The following is a 15,382-nucleotide window of genomic DNA, read 5'->3' on the forward strand; positions in this document are numbered from 1 at the left end:
CGTCATGGCACGAAAGAACCGCGAGGAAGACGACGACATCACCCACATCCCGGGTGAGCCGCTGCCCAACCCGGTGTGGTTCAAGCCCACGATGGTGGCCTTCTTTCTCCTCGGGCTCGCCTGGGTGCTCGTGTTCTACGTCTCCGGCAGTCAATTCCCCATCCCCGACATCGGCGCATGGAACCTCGCAATCGGCGGCGGCCTGGCCTTCGTGGGCCTGCTGATGGCAACACGCTGGCGCTAGCGCCCCCTTCACTCACACCCAACGCCCCGGCCGGATCCCTCCGACCGGGGCGTTGCGCGTCTGCCGCGGAGTGAATTACACCGGTGTGATTCTCCACAGCGGTCTCCCCAGGTGTGAATAACAACGGTGTGATTTCTCCCCACCTGGGGACAGACCTGTGGATAACTTCGGGGATAACTCGATCTCACCGCGCCGACGCGCGGGCCGCTGTGGCGCTCAGGGGAGCGTGAGAGCGATCCCGGCGAGCGGGAGCAGCAGGATGCCCACGATGAGGACGCCGACGCCGCAGAGCAGGGCGATCTGCAGACGCTGCTGTTTCGGTCGGCGCGTGCGCGTGAAGATGAAGCCGATGAGCGCCCCGAACACGAGACCGCCGACGTGCGCCTGCCAGGAGATGTTGAACCCGGGCACGAAGCCGAGGACGAGGTTGATGCCGAGCACGACATAGATTCCGGTCATATTGGCGCCGAGGTGGCGACCGATCACGAGCAGTGCGCCGAAGAGGCCGAAGATGGCCCCGGATGCGCCGACGACCGGTGTCGCGAAGGACAGCACTGCGACGGCAGCGGACCCGCCCGCCGCGGTGAGCACGTACGTGACCACGAAGCGCCACGTCCCGAGCAGGGGTTCAAGCGATCTGCCGATCATCCACAGCGCGAGCATGTTCATCGCGACGTGCCAGAATCCGGAGTGCACGAGGGCGGCAGTGAGCACGCGCCAGGGCTCGATGTACGTGATCGGGGCGTAGAACATGAGCCACCGCTCGACGTCTAGGCCCGGAACGACGTTGCTCAGCATCTGGACGAGGTACATCACGGCGGTGACGACGAAGATGGTCGTCATCCCGCGCGTAGTCGAGGATCCGAACGAGACGGTCGTTCCCCCGGTACCGCGGCCCCAGGTGCGCGCGGCCCGCTTCTGCGCGGGCGTGCGCTTCTTGCGCATCTCTTTCATGCACTCGGGGCAGATGACTCCGACCGAGGCCGGGGTCTGACATTCCGGGCAGACGGTGCGTGTGCACCGCTGACACAGCACGAAGCTCTGCCGCTTCGGGTGCCGGTAGCAGTAGTTGTCGCGGTTCTCGGTATAAGAGTTCGACGTCACTGCGTGCGGATCCTTTGCTGGCAGAGCCTCGTGCGGAAAGAGGAACTCGTCAGAGCTTCTCGATGTCGATCGAAGAGATCACGACGTCCTCCGTCGGACGGTCGTTCGCGCCCGTCGGAACGGCGGCGATCGCGGCGACGACCTTCTTGGAGTCGTCGTCGGCGACGGCGCCGAAGATCGTGTGCTTGCCCTGCAGCCACGGCGTCGGATCCGTCGTCACGAAGAACTGCGAACCGTTCGTGCCGCTCATGCCGCCGAACGAGTTCGGGCGCTTGCCCGCGTTCGCCATGGCGAGGATGTACGGCTCGTTGAAGTTCAGCTCGGGGTGGATCTCGTCGTCGAAGTTGTAGCCCGGCCCACCGGTACCCTGGCCGAGCGGGTCGCCGCCCTGGATCATGAAGCCGGGGATGATGCGGTGGAAGATGACGTTCTCGTAGAGCGCACCCTCCCCCTTCTCACCGGTCGCGGGGTCGGTCCACTCCTTCTCACCAGTCGCGAGGCCGATGAAGTTATCGACCGTGACGGGGGCGTGGTCGCCGAACAGGTTGATCACGATGTCGCCGTGGTTGGTGTGAAGCGTGGCGACGGCGGTGTGCTGAGTCATTTCTCCATTCTCTCAGAGAACGCCGATCACATCGCCGCGATCGCACTCGACGTGGCAGGATGGAAAAAACGTACGTCACTACGCGGGAGGGCACACACGTGAGCGTCAACCTCAGCCGAAAGCGCAAGAAGGAGCTCCGCAAGCTGCAGGGCACCGCCAACCAGGTGTTGGAGGCCCAGCGCGCTGTGGCGTCTCAGGCCGCCGATGTGGCGCGTGCAGCGGGCAGGCAGCTCGGCGCCATCAACCAGGAGGTTCTTGCTCCTGAGGCCCGAAAGAAGTACCACGAGTACGTCGAGCCTTACGTCGACCGTGCCGCGCCGTACGTGCGCGACGGTTACGGCAAGAGCAAGAAGTTCTTCGACAACCGCGTCATCCCCGCAGCCGGGGGCGCCGTCGGACGCGCGCTCGGTGCGTACGACGCGACGGCGGCGAAGCTCGGCAAGCGCCAGCTGATCGTCGAGCCGCCGAAGAAGAAGTCGAGTGCGGGCGCCGTGATCGCCGCGGTTCTCGGCATCGCGGCCGCCGTCGGCATCTTCGTCGTCGCGTGGAAGACGCTCAGCGCCGAGGATGAGCTGTGGGTGGCCGACGAGGCCGTTGCAGCCCCCGACGCGTAAGAGAGACGGTCGTGAGGGGCGTGGGATCCGAGGATCCCACGCCCCTCACGCGATAAGAAGGCGGCCCTGACAACGATGCACGACGGATCCTCCGATAACGACACGACCCTCTCCGACCCGGCCCTGCGCGTGCGCGAAGCGGCCGTAGCACGCGGTCTCGACATCGAGATCCGCGAGTCACCTCGTGCCGGATCCCTCGAAGAGGCGGCCGCGGCACGCGGCATCACGCCAGCAGACATCGTCAAGACGCTCGTTGTGAAGGGCAAGGGCGATCAGTACTACTTCGCTCTCGTCCCCGGCGATCGCGCGATCTCGTGGGGCAAGCTGCGCGGCGTCGTCGGCGTGAACAAGCTCCGCATGCCGGAACCCCACCTCGCGCTCGAGGCGACAGGCTACGAGCGTGGCACGATCGTGCCCCTCGGATCCACGACCGACTGGCCCGTCTTTGCGGACGAGCGCATGGTCGGCAAACGCATCTCGATGGGCGCCGGGGTGCACGACTACTCCCTTTCGGTCGACGCCGACGCATTACTGGCCGCCTACGGCGCGACGATCGCCGACATCACGGACCCGATCGACGGGATCCGCGGCAACCTGCCGAAAGAGTGATCAGACGATCGCGGCGAGGCGCTCGACCGCGAACCCATAGCCCTGGATCCCGGCGCCCGCGATGACGCAGGAGGCGAGGCCGCTGAGGTACGAGCGGTGGCGGAACTCCTCGCGCGCGTAGACGTTCGACACGTGGATCTCGACGAACGGCATCGCGACGGCCTCAAGCGCGTCGCGGATCGCGATCGACGTGTGAGTGTAGGCGCCGGGGTTGATCACGATGCCGACGCAGTCCTCGCGCGCGGCGTGAATCGCGTCGATCAGCGCGCCCTCAGAGTTCGACTGGACGAAACGCGTGGCCAGACCGTGCGCCTCCGCCGCGGTCGACGCGACGCGCTCGACATCGGCGAGCGTGTCGGTTCCGTACACCGCCGGGTTGCGCGTCCCGAGCAGGTTGAGGTTCGGGCCGTTGAGCACGAGGATCCGCTTGTCCATGCCGCCAGCGTACCGGCGTGGCGAAATCGTTGTACGCGCCTCTCCCTCTCCCGCGCTCGCGGCGAGTAGTTTATGGATGCGCCGTGAATCCGCGGCGTGCACGCACACCGTGACCTGTCACCGTCGACAGAAGGGCACCTCCATGGATTCCGTGATCCTGATGCTCATCGGGCTCGCGATCTTCGCGGCCGGATATCTCGTCTATTCGAAGTACCTGGGGAAACGAGTTCTGAAACTCGACCCCGCGTTCCGCACTCCCGCGCACGAGAAGAACGACGGCATCGACCACGTGCCGACGAACAAGTTCGTGTTGTGGGGCCACCACTTCACGTCCGTCGCGGGTGCCGCCCCGATCGTCGGGCCTGCCGTCGCCGTGATCTGGGGCTGGCTGCCAGCCTTCCTCTGGGTCACCATAGGCACCGTCTTCTTCGCGGGCATGCACGACCTCGGCGCGCTCTGGGCGTCGGAGCGCAACAAGGGCCGGTCGATCGGCGCCCTTGCGGCGCGATACATCGGCAAGCGCGGTTCCTACGTGTTCCTCATCGTGATCGGCTTGCTTCTGCTCATGGTGATCGCGGCGTTCGCCGTCGTCATCAAGGATCTGCTCATCGCCAGCCCGACCGCCGTGATCCCGGCATGGGGCGCAATCCCGGTCGCGGTATTGATCGGACTCGCCGTCTACAAGCTGCGGTGGAACCTCACCGCAGTCACGGTCGTCGGCGTCGTCGCGCTCTACGCCTTGATCGTGGTCGGTGATGCGGTTCCGGTAGTGCTGCCGGATCCGATCCTCGGCATGAGCCCGGGGACCTTCTGGATCGTCGCGTTGTTCGTCTACGCGGGCATCGCGTCGCTGCTGCCGGTGTGGCTGCTGCTCCAGCCGCGCGACTACATCAACGGCGTGCAGCTGTTCATCGGTCTCACGGTCCTCTTCGTCGGCACCCTGGTCGCCGGCCTGTTCTTCGGCAACAGTTTCGTCGCGCCGGCGATCAACACGGCGGTTCCCGATGGCACACCGGCGATCTGGCCGCTGCTGTTCGTCACGATCGCGTGCGGGGCCATCAGCGGTTTCCACGGCGCCGTGGCTTCCGGCACGACCTCAAAGCAGCTCGACAAGGAGACCGACGCGCGCTTCGTCGGCTATTTCGGTGCTGTGGGTGAGGGCCTGCTCGCGCTCGGTGCGATCCTCGCGACGACCGCGGGGATCCAGTCGGTCGCGCGTTGGGAAGAGGTGTACAGCGCGTTCAATCAGGGCGGCGTGAACGCTTTCGTCGAGGGTGGCGGCAACATCATCGAAATGGGCCTCGGACTGCCGCAATCTCTCTCCGCGACCGTGCTCGCGACCATGGCGGTGCTGTTTGCGGCCACCACGATGGACACCGGCGTGCGCCTGCTGCGTTTCGTGTTCCAGGAGGCCGCCGAGGTGATCGGCTTCAAGCTGAACAACATCATCGGCACGCTCGTCGTGCTCGTCGTGTGCGTCGCTCTCGTCTTCAGCCAGGGCGTCGACGGATCCGGTGGACTCACGATCTGGCCGCTGTTCGGCACGACGAACCAGCTGCTCGCGTCGCTGACGCTGATCATCGTCTCGATCATGCTGATCCGCAAGCGCCGCAATGCGCTCGTCGCGATGATCCCGCTCGTGCTCGTGTTCATCGCGGCCTTCTGGGCGGCGATCGTGCAGGTGGGCACGTTCTGGAACGGCGGTCAGGACACCAACTGGCTGCTGCTGATCCTCGACGTGATCATCATCGTGGCCACGATCTGGGTCGGCATTGAGGGCATCGCGGCCATGCGGCGCGCGGCGAACGAGCCTCCCGAGGAGGAGGACGCCGACCTCACCGACCACGTCACCGGCCGGATCCCGATGGTGAAGTGACCGTGTCGTTTTCGTCGCGCTGGGCCGCCTTCTCGAAGGGGCTGAACGATTTCTATGCGGGCCCGTACCGCAAGACGTTCGGCGTGGCCCGGCGCGACGAGGACGATCACTTCATGCTCGTCGTCCTCGCCGAATCGCTCGGGGTGCCGGATCCCGCTGCGTACTACACGGCCGAGCTGCTGCCCGCCGTGTACGAGGACTTCCATGACTGGCACCAGCGTTCCGGCATCCCCCGCAGTCCCCTGGATCACATCTCGTGCTGCTGACGGACGCCGCGACGCGGCACGCGATCTTCGTGGGAGGCAAGGGCGGCGTCGGAAAGACGTCGATCGCCTCTTCGCTCGCCCTCGCCCGCGCGCAGCAGGGCGCACGCGTGCTCGTCGTGTCGACGGATCCGGCTCACAACCTCGGTCACCTCTGGGAGCGACCGATCGGCGACGACATCGTGACGCTCTGGAGGGCCGATGGACAGGAGGGCGCAGGCACGCCTGGTTGCGTTGACGGCATCGAGATCGACCCGGCGCGCACCGTCGATGCGCATCTGGCGGCGGTCTCCACCACCATGACCCGAATGCTTCCCGAGCGACTGCACCGCGCGGCGCGAGACCATCTGGAATCGGCGCGCAAGGCCCCGGGCACCTACGAGGCGGCCGTGCTCGAGCGTGTCGCGGAGACCCTCGAGACCGGCCTCGACCGCTACGACCTCGTGGTCTTCGACACCGCGCCCTCAGGCCACACCCTGCACCTGCTGTCGATGCCGGAGGCGATGACCGACTGGACCGAGAAGTTGCTCGCGAACCGCGACCGCTCGGAGCGGTTCTCCGTCGCGTACGGCGCGCTGGGCGGCACAAAGGACACCTCGGACCGCGACGCGGAGCTGCGACGCATGCTGCTGCGCCGCCGCGCACGCTTCTCGCTCATGCGTGACACGCTCGCGGATCCGCGGCGCACGGGCTTCGTGATCGTCACGGTCGCCGAGCCAATGCCGGTCGCCGAGAGCCGCGAGGTCGCGTCTCAACTCGAGTCACTGGGCGTAACGCTCATGGGCGTCGTGGCCAACCGGCTCTCCCCTGCCGAGCTCATGCCGGTGCGGCGCGAACGCGAGGAGGCCTTGCTGGCGAACCTCGACCTCGGCGCTCCGATCACGCGGATCCCCCTCATCGACGAGCTCGTCGGCCTCGCCGCCCTCGAACGGCTCGCGGGGGTGCTCGCGTAGCGAGGCCCGCTCAACGACCACGCGCGCACACCTTGCTGACCATCTCGAAATCCGCCGAGAATGCCGCGAGACCGCAGAAATTTCGCGATGCTCGGCGAATTTCGAGATAGCTGACGAACCGCCGCTCGCCACCGCGCGCTACAATGCCTCGCGCGTGGCCAGACGGCGGACCGTCTCCTTCGCACCGCGCTCATGGAGCGAGGCGAGTGCGGCGAGGTAGGGACGGGTGAACTCCTCGCGAGCGGCGAGGTCGCCGAAGAACTGCTCGTTCCGCACGAAGGCGAGCGGATCCTCGCGCTGGCGCGCCGCGGCGGCCATGAGGTCGTCGGCGTAGCGATCCACGACTGTGATCGGCGCGCCCGCTTCATCAACGCCCTCGTCGTAGCGTGCCCAGGATGCGCAGATCGCCGCGGAGACCTCGACGGGTGCCCCCGAGGCGAGGTTGTCCTGGATCACCGGCACGAGCCATTTCGGGATCCGGTCCGACGATTCCGCGCCGAGCCGCGCGAGAGTGTCGCGGATCTCCGGATTCGCGAACCTTTCGATGAGCGTGTCCTTGTAAACGTCGAGGTCGATTCCCGGTACGGGGGCGAGGCTGGGCGTGCCCTCCTCGTCCATGTAGCGACGCAGATACGTCGCGATGTCCGGATCCGCCATCGCTTCGTGCGCGTAGGTGTAGCCGGCGAGGATGCCGAAGTACGCCAGGCCCTGATGCGAGACGTTGAGGAGGCGGAGCTTCATATGCTCGTAAGGGACGACATCGTCGACGACCTGCACGCCGGCCCGCTCATACGGCGGGCGCCCGTCGACGAAGTCATCCTCGACAACCCATTGGAAGAACGGCTCGGCGACCACCGGCCAGGCGTCGTCGATGCCGACGCGATCGCGCAGCTCGGCGCGGTCGACATCGGTCGTGACGGGCGTGATCCGGTCGACCATGGCGTTCGGGAACGCCACCTCCGACGCGATCCATGCGGCCAGGTCGGCGTCGACGAGCTCGGCGAACGCGCAGAACATCTTCTTCGCAACGTGGCCGTTGCCCGCGATGTTGTCGCACGACTGCAATGTGAACGGCGTCGTCCCGGCCGCGCGCCGCCTCCGGAGTGCCTCGACGACGTAACCGAAGACGGATGCCGGCGGGCGGCCCTCGCGGAGCGCGGCGACGTCGCGGACGATCGCCTCCTCCTCCGTGACGAACTCGCCCGTGACGGGGTTGACGTTGTACCCGCCTTCGGTGACGGTCAGCGAGACGATGCGGATCGTCGGATCAGCCATGAGCGCGAGAAGCGCCTCGGGATCATCCGGCCCGTAGCGATAGTCGATGATCGATCCGATGACACGACTCTCGCGAGTGCCGTCCGGATGCTTGATCACGAGGGAGTACAGGTGGTCCTGCGCGGCGAGTGCATCGCGCATCCGCACGTCGCCCGGCAGCAGCCCGGCGCCGACGATCCCCCAGTCCATCGCGAGCCCATCCGAGTGCAGGTCGTCGAGCGCCATCGCCATATGCGCGCGATGGAAGCCGCCGACGCCGAAGTGCACGATTCCCGGGGTGACGGCCTCGCGATCGTACTGCGGGACGGCGACCCCTCGCTCCGCGAGGACGGGCAGGGCGGCCGCGGACGGCCGTAGAAGCGGGTGCGGTCGCTCGGACGACATGCTTTCTTCTCCTCGGGACGGATCGATCATTTCACGGCACCCATCGAGAGGCCCTGCACGAGCTTGTCCTGCGCCGCGATTCCGGCCACCAGCACGGGAACCGAGATCACGAGCGACGCGGCGCACACCTGCGACAGGAACAGTCCCTGCGAGGTGACGAAGCTGGTGAGGAAGACCGGCGACGTCGCCGCCGACGTCGAGGTGAGCACCGAAGCGAACAGCAGCTCGTTCCAGCTGAAGATGACGCAGATGAGAGCGGTCGCCGCGAGGCCGGGGGCCGTGAGCGGCAGCAGAATCTGCACGAAGATGCGCGGCAGCCGTGCGCCGTCGATCTCCGCGGCCTCGAGGATCGCGACCGGCACCTCGGCCAGGAACGATCGCATCATCCACACCGCGATCGGCATGTTCATCGCCGAGTAGATGATGATCAGCAGCAGCCAGGTGTCGAGGATCCCGAACATGCGCGCCACGATATAGACGGGCAGCAGACCCGCGACCATCGGGAGCATCTTCGTCGACAGCAGGAAGAACATCACGTCGCTCCAGCGGTCGATCTTCCGCACGGCGAGCGCGTACGCCGCCGATGTCGACAGGATGAGCACGATGAGCGTCGACACGAGTGCGGCGACCGCGGAGTTGATGAGGAACGGCCACGGATCCAGCCCGCCGCTCGCGCCGAAGAAGTCGGTGAACGACTCGAACGTGAGCGGGGCGAGGAAACTGGGCGGGTTGGTCGCCGCGTCGACCTCGGAGTGCAGACCCGTGAGGATCATCCAGAGGATCGGCGTGACGAAGATCAGCCCGACGAGCCAGGCGACAATGCCGAGCACGACGTTCGTCGGGCTGCTGCGCTTCCGCCGTCGTGGCGGCGCGTTCGGCGTGGCGGGTGCCGGGGCCGCGGCGGGCGCGGTGAGGGTGGTCATCAGTTCTCCTCCTTGAGCAGGCTCGACGCCGTGCGCAGCGCGACCGTGGCCACGATGAGCGATCCGACGACGACCACGACGCCGACGGCGGATGAGACGCCGTAATCCTGAGCGACGAAGAACTCCTGATAGATCACGTACGGGAGATTCGCGGTGCCGAGTCCGCCCGAGGTCATCGTGAACACAGTGTCGAAGTTCTGCACGATGTAGATCGTTCCCAGCAGCGCGGCCAGCTCGATGTAGCGGCGCAGGTGCGGCAGCGTCACGAAACGGAATGCCTGCCACGGCGTGGCCCCATCCATCATCACGGCCTCGTACACGTCGAGGGGGCGTGACTGCAGGCCCGCGAGCATGATCAGCATCATGAACGGCGTCCACTGCCACACGAGCACCGCTCCGATCGCCAGCAGCGGAGCATCGGTCATCACGTCGAGCTGCGGCGCGCTCTCGCCGAAGATCGTCGTGAGCATGCCGTTCAACAGACCGTAGTTGGGGTTGAAGATCGCGTGCTTGAAGACGAGTGCGGCGGCCACAGGCACGATGAGGAACGGCGTGATCATCAGCGTACGGACGATGCCGCGGCCGACGAACTTCCGGTCGAGCAGCAGCGCGATCAGCAGTCCGAGGACCGCCGAGACGACCACGACACCGACGGTCAGCCCGACCGTGACGCCGACGGCGCGCAGGATCCCGGGATCCGTGAACACGGTGCGATAGTTGTCGAGCGTTCCGAACGAGATGTCGTTCGGGTACGCCGCGTTCCAGTTCATGAACGAGATCACGATCGTGATCGCGAACGGGACCTGGGTGACGAGGATCACGAACAGCAGGGCCGGGAGCAGGGGCGCCCTGCGGGCCCAGCGGTGTGCACCGCCGGACCCGTCAGGCGCCTGAACCACGGCACGCGTGTCCGGTGCGAACGCGGTCGATGTCGCGGACATCACAGTCTCCGATTGTGAGAGGGTCCGGTCATTCCTGGTACGACTCGCCGACCGACTCGGCGTCGGACTGTCCGCGCGCCAGCGCATCTTCGACGCTCATCTGTCCCGCGATCGCAGAACTGATGTCCTCGGAGATGCCGGTCGCCAGATCCGCGAACTCCGGGATCGCAACGAACTGCACACCGAGCGCCGGTCGCGCCTGCACGCCTGGGTTCACCGGATCCGCCGACTCGATCGCGTCGACGGTCTGCTGGTAGAACGGCGCCGCGGCCTCCTGGTACTCGGGGTTCTCATACGTGGAGGCTCGCTTGCCCGCAGGGACACGTGCCCACCCATACTCTTCGGCCACGAGCTCCTCGTACTCCTGCGACGACGCCCACGCGACGAACTGCTGCGCGGCGTCCTGGTTGTTGCCGGCGGCCTGGATCCCCCACGCCCACGTGTACAGCCACGAGCTCGACTCGGTCTCGGCGACCGGCGCGGCGACGTAGCCGATGTTGCCGCTCACGGGCGAGTCCTCAGCCTCGAGCGTGCCCGTCGCGGCCGTGGAGTCGTACCACATGGCGACGTTGCCCTGCTGGAGGTTCGTGAGGCACTCGGTGTAGCCAGCCTGCGCCGATCCCGAGGGTCCGTGCTCGCGGACGAGGTCGACGTAGAACTGGACGGCCTCCGTGAATTCCGGCGCGTCGACCTGGGCGTTCCAATCCTCGTCGAACCACGTGCCGCCGAAGGTGTTCACGACCGTTGTCAGCGGGGCGAAGATCTGGCCCCAGCCGGGCAGGCCGCGAAGGCAGATGCCGCTCATGCCGGACTCCGCCCCGTCGACGTCGGCCGCGAGCTGCGCGACCTCGTCCCAGGTCGGGTTCTCCGGCATCGTCAGGCCGGCCTCGTCGAAGACGTCGGTGCGGTACATGAGGAACGAGCCCTCGCCGTAGAACGGCTGCCCGTAGATGTCGCCATCGACGGTGAGCGACTCTGCCATCGGCGCGAGGATGTCGTCTTGGTCAAAGTCGGCGTCGGGGGTCATCGGGCTGAGCCAGCCGTTGCGCGCGTAGGTCGGGATCTCGTAGTTCGACAGCGACGCGACGTCGTACTGTCCGGCCTGCGATGAGAACTCCTGCCCGATCCGCGCGCGCACCTCGTTCTCCGGCAGGATCGTGTAGTTCACCGTGATGCCCGTTTCGGCAGTGAAGTGGTCGGCCGTGAGGCGCTGCAAGTCCTCCATCTGCGGGTTGTTCACCATCAGCACGTTGACCTCGTCACCTCCTCCTCCGCCGCCTCCGCCTCCGCCGGCGCCGGCGCACGCCGTCAGCGCGAGCGCACCCGTGGCAACTGCCGCGACGAACGCGGTGCGAGTTGTCCTGCTGCGATTCATGTCCTGAGCTCCTCGTCTGTGAGGGTCTATGCGAAGCCCGGCTTCGCTGCCGTCATCAAGGGATTCGAGTGATTGGTGCACATATGAGCGGGGGTGCTCATGTGAGATATCGTGGCATGGACTGCTCATGTGCGCAAGGGGTATCATCTGAGCAGCCTGCCGCTCGCCGGTGGGAACGATCCGGCACGAAGGCAGGTTCATGACCGCGAGTACGTCCGCACGACACCGTCGTCTGCTCGTGCAGCTCGCGCGCGCGTACTACGTCGAGCGTCTCTCGAAGGTGCAGATCGCGAACGAGTTCGGGCTGAGCCGTTTCCAGGTCGCGCGCATGCTCGACGAAGCGCACGACGCTGGCGTCATCACGATCACGATCGAGTCGGGCGAGGCGACGGGTGACGACCGGGCCACCGAACTCGCGACCCGCCTCGGCGTCCGCTCGGTCATCATCGTCGACGAGACCTCGCGCGACGTCGCCACCACGATGGGCCGCGCCGCGCTCCGGTTCGTCGACGCGCAGGCCAAGCCCGGCCAGCGGATCGGGATCTCGTGGTCACGCACCCTCGATGCCGCCGCAGACTTCGTCCCCACGCTGCCACGCAGCACCGTCGTGCAGCTCGCGGGCGCACTGCAGCTCGGCGACGAGCCACCGCGACAGGAGACGTTCACGCGGCTGGGCCAGGATCCGGCCGTGCACGTCACGCGCCTGTACGCGCCGCTACTGGTCACCGCGGCCGAGACGGCCGACGACCTGCGCGCACTGCCCGAGATCAGCGGGGCCCTCGCCGCGGCCGACGCCCTCGACCTCGCGATCGTGTCGATCGGTGCGTGGGAGGGGGAGCTCTCGTCTGTCCGCCTCAAGTGCACGCCCGAGCAGCGACGCGAGGCCGCCGACGCTGGCGCGGTGGCCGAGATCTCCGGCCGGCTCGTCGCCGCCGACGGGTCGCCGGTCGAGACGATCAACGATCGCGTCATCGCCGTCACGCTGGATCAGCTGCGCGACGCCGGCACGACCGTCGGCGTCGCGCACGGCAAAGCGCGTGCGCCGGCCGTACGCGCAGCCGCGGCGGCGGGCGTGATCGACGTGATGCTCATCGACGACGCGCTCGCGACCGCGCTGTCCGAGGCGTAGCCCCGCCGAACGCACTACGTGTCGTACGGCTTCGTGAGCGGGTGCGGGTCGTCCGACTCCGCGACCGCATCCTCGTGCTCGACATCGTACTGCGGCGCGTCGACCGGCTCGGTGCGCACCACCTCGAACGCCGCCGTGCCGCCCGCCGCCGACACCGGACGCGCCTTGGAGCGCATCGTGACGGTGCGGTTTCCGAGCCGCAAGCGCAGCGGGCTCCCGATCATGATGCCGAACGTCGCCCCCGCGGCGAGCGCGATCCCGATCATGCCGGCGGTGAAGAGCGAATCGAAGGCTCCGATGAACTGCGCCTGATCGGCGTCGGCGCTCACGAAGCCGAGCAGCCCGAGGAACACCGACGTGCCCGGCACCATCGGAATCATCGCGGCCGTCGTCACCGCGATCGACGGGACCGAGAGCCGGTCGGCGACGACGGATCCGACGAAGCTCGCCACGAGCGCGCCGCCGAACACGGCACCCGCATACGGCACCCCCGAGATCGAACTCAGCACGTACCAACCCGCCCACGCCAGGGCGCCGAGGGCCGCGCTGACGAGGATGATGCTGATACCGGATCCGTTCAGTACCGCGACTGCGGCCGCGATCAGCATCGCGCCCGCCACGTGCCCAAGGGGCGGCCCGAACGCGAGCACCTCGCGCGGCATCTCGAGTCCGATCCCCAGCTGACGGGCCGCCTCGAGCCCCACGATGATCCCGACCACGAGGCCCATCGTCATCACGGCGATGTCCAGGATCCGGCCGCCCGCCGTCAGCGAGAAGCCGTCGATCGCGTCCTGCGCGGCTCCGACGACAGCGAGCCCGGCGAGCATCATCACGATGCCTGAAGAGACGAGGACGGAGGGCCGCACCGCCGCGAGGGCGTCGACGCCGTTGGATGCGAGGGCGAGCACACACACGGCGAACGCGACGAGGACGAGACCGCCTGCGGCCTGGGTGAAGAAGATCGGGACCCGCAGCCGCACAAGCCCGAGCTGCGTGAGGGCGACAAGGAGGGAAGCGACGAAGACGATCACGAGCGTCAGCCATCCGGCGCCGTACATGAGCGCGATCGCGATGCCGAGCATCGCCTGCACCCCCACCATCACGACGTTGCTGTACATGAAGGGGGTGCGGCGGATCCGCTGGAAGTCGCTGATCGCCTCGTCGAGCGGCATGCCGGACTCGACGTCGTTGACGAGGCCCTGTAGTCGCTGCAGCTTCGCATGATCGGGCGCCGCCGACCGCACCACGCGCATCAGCGTGATCGGATCGCCGGACCCGGCGCGGTGGTCCGAGAGAATCACCGAGTTGAACGTGACGTTGACGTGCACGCTCTTGAGCCCGTACGCGTTCGTGATGCGCAGGGCCGCGAGCGTGACCTCTTTCGCGCTCGCGCCGATCGACAGCATCACCTCGGCGACGCGCATCGCGAGGTCGATGATCCTCTGCGCGAGCCGGTCGTCGATGATCGGCAGCTGCTCGGTCATGTTCCGGCGCGCGGGGTCGTTCCAGAGAACGCGCTTCAGCCCGCCGAGTACGCGGCGGTGTCGCCGGTCACTCATCGCCCCACTCTCCCGTGTCGAGGAACGTCTCCATACGCGCGTGGTGCGGCGCGAGGTCGAATCCTTGCTGGCGGATCCACTCGTCGTCGTAGTACGTATTCGCGTACCGCTCGCCGCCGTCGCAGATCAGTGTGACGACGGATCCGCGCTCGCCACGCGCGCGCATCTCGGCGATCAGGCCGAACGCGCCGTAGAGGTTCGTGCCGGTCGAGCCGCCCGCCCAGTGCCGCGTGCGTTCGCGCAGCAGCCGGATCGCCGCGATGGACGCGGCGTCGGGAACGCGGATCATGTGGTCGATCACGCTCGGCACGAACGACGGCTCGATGCGGGGGCGGCCGATGCCCTCGATGCGGCTCGGCATGCCGGTGGCGTAGTCGGGAGCCCCGGTCTCCCAGCCGCCGAAGAAGGCCGAGTTCTCGGGGTCGACGACCGCGACGCGCGTCGGGTAACGGCGATAGCGCACGTACCGGCCGAAGGTGGCCGAGGTGCCCCCGGTTCCGGCACCCACGACGATCCAGGAGGGAAGCGGTGACCGCTCCCGCTCGAGCTGGGCGAAAACGCTTTCGGCGATGTTGTTATTGCCCCGCCAGTCTGTCGCGCGTTCGGCGAACGTGAACTGGTCGAGGTAGTGACCGCCGCACTCCGCCGCCAGACGCTCGGCCTCCGAGTACATCTCCGGCGGCGCATCGACGAAGTGGCAGCGACCGCCCCAGAACTCGATGAGCTCGATCTTCTCGGGGCTCGTCGACCGCGGCACGACCGTGACGAACTCGAGGCCCAGCATGCGCGCGAAGTACGCCTCGCTGACCGCCGTGGATCCACTCGACGCCTCGACGAGGACGGTGTCGGGACCGATGTGGCCGTTCACGAGCCCGAAGAGCATGAGCGAACGTGCCAGGCGATGCTTGAGGGATCCCGTCGGATGCACCGACTCGTCCTTCAGGTACAGGTCGATGCCCCACTCCGCGGGGAGCGGGAAGACGTGCAGGTGGGTGTCGGCGCTGCGGTTCGCGTCGGCCTCGATCAGGCCGATCGCATCGTTCACCCACGCCCGACGATCGCTCATACCTCGAGCGTAGTTGCCGAGCGGGCCG

Annotated in this window: 16 protein-coding genes; 7 read left to right on the forward strand and 9 right to left on the reverse strand. The window is 67.4% G+C overall.

Annotated elements, in window-relative coordinates; translation table 11 throughout:
- Window positions 1-4 precede the first annotated feature (4 nt).
- Complete coding sequence (locus tag IEW87_RS02250) at window positions 5-244, forward strand: cell division protein CrgA (RefSeq protein WP_188710689.1); 240 nt, start codon at window positions 5-7, stop codon at window positions 242-244.
- Between the two features lie 216 nt (window positions 245-460).
- Here the strand turns inward: IEW87_RS02250 and IEW87_RS02255 are convergent, their stop codons facing one another.
- The gene (locus IEW87_RS02255; protein ID WP_188710690.1) at window positions 461-1,348 is read right to left on the reverse strand and encodes a rhomboid family intramembrane serine protease; all 888 of its coding nucleotides are present in this window, start codon (window positions 1,346-1,348) and stop codon (window positions 461-463) included.
- Window positions 1,349-1,397: 49 nt separating this feature from the next.
- Window positions 1,398-1,952, reverse strand: coding sequence for a peptidylprolyl isomerase (locus tag IEW87_RS02260; protein ID WP_188710691.1), 555 nt, complete (start codon window positions 1,950-1,952; stop codon window positions 1,398-1,400).
- Window positions 1,953-2,050: 98 nt separating this feature from the next.
- Between IEW87_RS02260 and IEW87_RS02265 the strand changes: the two genes are divergently transcribed.
- Window positions 2,051-2,566, forward strand: a complete 516-nt coding sequence (locus tag IEW87_RS02265; RefSeq protein ID WP_229730856.1) for a DNA helicase — start codon at window positions 2,051-2,053, stop codon at window positions 2,564-2,566.
- 75 nt (window positions 2,567-2,641) lie between these two features.
- Window positions 2,642-3,175 carry an aminoacyl-tRNA deacylase gene (locus tag IEW87_RS02270; protein ID WP_188710693.1) on the forward strand — a complete coding sequence of 178 codons (534 nt, stop codon included), beginning with the start codon at window positions 2,642-2,644 and terminating at the stop codon, window positions 3,173-3,175.
- Here the strand turns inward: IEW87_RS02270 and aroQ are convergent, their stop codons facing one another.
- Window positions 3,176-3,610: a type II 3-dehydroquinate dehydratase gene (gene aroQ / locus IEW87_RS02275; RefSeq protein ID WP_188710694.1), complete on the reverse strand. Its 435-nt coding sequence runs from the start codon at window positions 3,608-3,610 to the stop codon at window positions 3,176-3,178.
- A gap of 142 nt (window positions 3,611-3,752) precedes the next feature.
- Between aroQ and IEW87_RS02280 the strand changes: the two genes are divergently transcribed.
- Genes IEW87_RS02280 through IEW87_RS02290 form a run of 3 tightly spaced genes read left to right on the forward strand, consistent with a single transcriptional unit; the run spans window position 3,753 to window position 6,702 of the window.
- Window positions 3,753-5,486, forward strand: a complete 1,734-nt coding sequence (locus tag IEW87_RS02280) for a carbon starvation CstA family protein (protein WP_188710695.1) — start codon at window positions 3,753-3,755, stop codon at window positions 5,484-5,486.
- 2 nt (window positions 5,487-5,488) lie between these two features.
- Window positions 5,489-5,752, forward strand: a complete 264-nt coding sequence (locus IEW87_RS02285) for a cory-CC-star protein (protein WP_188710696.1) — start codon at window positions 5,489-5,491, stop codon at window positions 5,750-5,752.
- A complete protein-coding gene (locus IEW87_RS02290; RefSeq protein WP_188710697.1) occupies window positions 5,743-6,702 on the forward strand; it encodes an ArsA family ATPase in 960 nt (319 codons plus the stop codon). Before IEW87_RS02285 ends, IEW87_RS02290 begins: the two co-directional genes overlap by 10 nt.
- Before the next feature lie 138 nt (window positions 6,703-6,840).
- On the opposite strand, the gene IEW87_RS02295 is transcribed toward IEW87_RS02290, so the two are convergent.
- Genes IEW87_RS02295 through IEW87_RS02310 form a run of 4 tightly spaced genes read right to left on the reverse strand, consistent with a single transcriptional unit; the run spans window position 6,841 to window position 11,600 of the window.
- A complete protein-coding gene (locus IEW87_RS02295) occupies window positions 6,841-8,361 on the reverse strand; it encodes a mannitol dehydrogenase family protein (RefSeq protein WP_188710698.1) in 1,521 nt (506 codons plus the stop codon).
- 26 nt (window positions 8,362-8,387) lie between these two features.
- Window positions 8,388-9,284: a carbohydrate ABC transporter permease gene (locus tag IEW87_RS02300; RefSeq protein ID WP_188710699.1), complete on the reverse strand. Its 897-nt coding sequence runs from the start codon at window positions 9,282-9,284 to the stop codon at window positions 8,388-8,390.
- A complete protein-coding gene (locus IEW87_RS02305) occupies window positions 9,284-10,225 on the reverse strand; it encodes a carbohydrate ABC transporter permease (protein ID WP_188710700.1) in 942 nt (313 codons plus the stop codon). Before IEW87_RS02305 ends, IEW87_RS02300 begins: the two co-directional genes overlap by 1 nt.
- Window positions 10,226-10,253: 28 nt before the next feature.
- Window positions 10,254-11,600, reverse strand: a complete 1,347-nt coding sequence (locus tag IEW87_RS02310) for an ABC transporter substrate-binding protein (RefSeq protein ID WP_188710701.1) — start codon at window positions 11,598-11,600, stop codon at window positions 10,254-10,256.
- A 199-nt stretch (window positions 11,601-11,799) separates the two neighbouring features.
- Here IEW87_RS02310 and IEW87_RS02315 point away from each other — a divergent pair, with 199 nt between their 5' ends.
- The gene (locus IEW87_RS02315) at window positions 11,800-12,729 is read left to right on the forward strand and encodes a sugar-binding transcriptional regulator (RefSeq protein ID WP_188710702.1); all 930 of its coding nucleotides are present in this window, start codon (window positions 11,800-11,802) and stop codon (window positions 12,727-12,729) included.
- A gap of 14 nt (window positions 12,730-12,743) precedes the next feature.
- Here IEW87_RS02315 and IEW87_RS02320 read toward each other — a convergent pair whose 3' ends face one another.
- Window positions 12,744-14,288: a threonine/serine exporter family protein gene (locus tag IEW87_RS02320; protein ID WP_229730857.1), complete on the reverse strand. Its 1,545-nt coding sequence runs from the start codon at window positions 14,286-14,288 to the stop codon at window positions 12,744-12,746.
- Window positions 14,281-15,354 carry an L-cysteine desulfhydrase Cds1 gene (gene cds1 / locus IEW87_RS02325; protein WP_188710703.1) on the reverse strand — a complete coding sequence of 358 codons (1,074 nt, stop codon included), beginning with the start codon at window positions 15,352-15,354 and terminating at the stop codon, window positions 14,281-14,283. Before cds1 ends, IEW87_RS02320 begins: the two co-directional genes overlap by 8 nt.
- Between the last annotated feature and the right edge of the window lie 28 nt (window positions 15,355-15,382).

It is taken from the genome of Microbacterium faecale, from assembly GCF_014640975.1.
Taxonomy (GTDB): domain Bacteria; phylum Actinomycetota; class Actinomycetes; order Actinomycetales; family Microbacteriaceae; genus Microbacterium; species Microbacterium faecale.

What these genes read in the sequence shown, in the direction of transcription:
- IEW87_RS02315 (WP_188710702.1), top strand. Translation starts at nt 11,800, where the DNA reads ATGACCGCGAGTACGTCCGCACGACACCGTCGTCTGCTCGTGCAGCTC.
- IEW87_RS02250 (WP_188710689.1), top strand. Translation starts at nt 5, where the DNA reads ATGGCACGAAAGAACCGCGAGGAAGACGACGACATCACCCACATCCCG.
- cds1 (WP_188710703.1), bottom strand. Translation starts at nt 15,354, where the DNA reads ATGAGCGATCGTCGGGCGTGGGTGAACGATGCGATCGGCCTGATCGAG.
- IEW87_RS02300 (WP_188710699.1), bottom strand. Translation starts at nt 9,284, where the DNA reads ATGACCACCCTCACCGCGCCCGCCGCGGCCCCGGCACCCGCCACGCCG.
- IEW87_RS02270 (WP_188710693.1), top strand. Translation starts at nt 2,642, where the DNA reads ATGCACGACGGATCCTCCGATAACGACACGACCCTCTCCGACCCGGCC.
- IEW87_RS02320 (WP_229730857.1), bottom strand. Translation starts at nt 14,288, where the DNA reads ATGAGTGACCGGCGACACCGCCGCGTACTCGGCGGGCTGAAGCGCGTT.
- IEW87_RS02305 (WP_188710700.1), bottom strand. Translation starts at nt 10,225, where the DNA reads ATGTCCGCGACATCGACCGCGTTCGCACCGGACACGCGTGCCGTGGTT.
- IEW87_RS02310 (WP_188710701.1), bottom strand. Translation starts at nt 11,600, where the DNA reads ATGAATCGCAGCAGGACAACTCGCACCGCGTTCGTCGCGGCAGTTGCC.
- IEW87_RS02280 (WP_188710695.1), top strand. Translation starts at nt 3,753, where the DNA reads ATGGATTCCGTGATCCTGATGCTCATCGGGCTCGCGATCTTCGCGGCC.
- IEW87_RS02295 (WP_188710698.1), bottom strand. Translation starts at nt 8,361, where the DNA reads ATGTCGTCCGAGCGACCGCACCCGCTTCTACGGCCGTCCGCGGCCGCC.
- aroQ (WP_188710694.1), bottom strand. Translation starts at nt 3,610, where the DNA reads ATGGACAAGCGGATCCTCGTGCTCAACGGCCCGAACCTCAACCTGCTC.
- IEW87_RS02260 (WP_188710691.1), bottom strand. Translation starts at nt 1,952, where the DNA reads ATGACTCAGCACACCGCCGTCGCCACGCTTCACACCAACCACGGCGAC.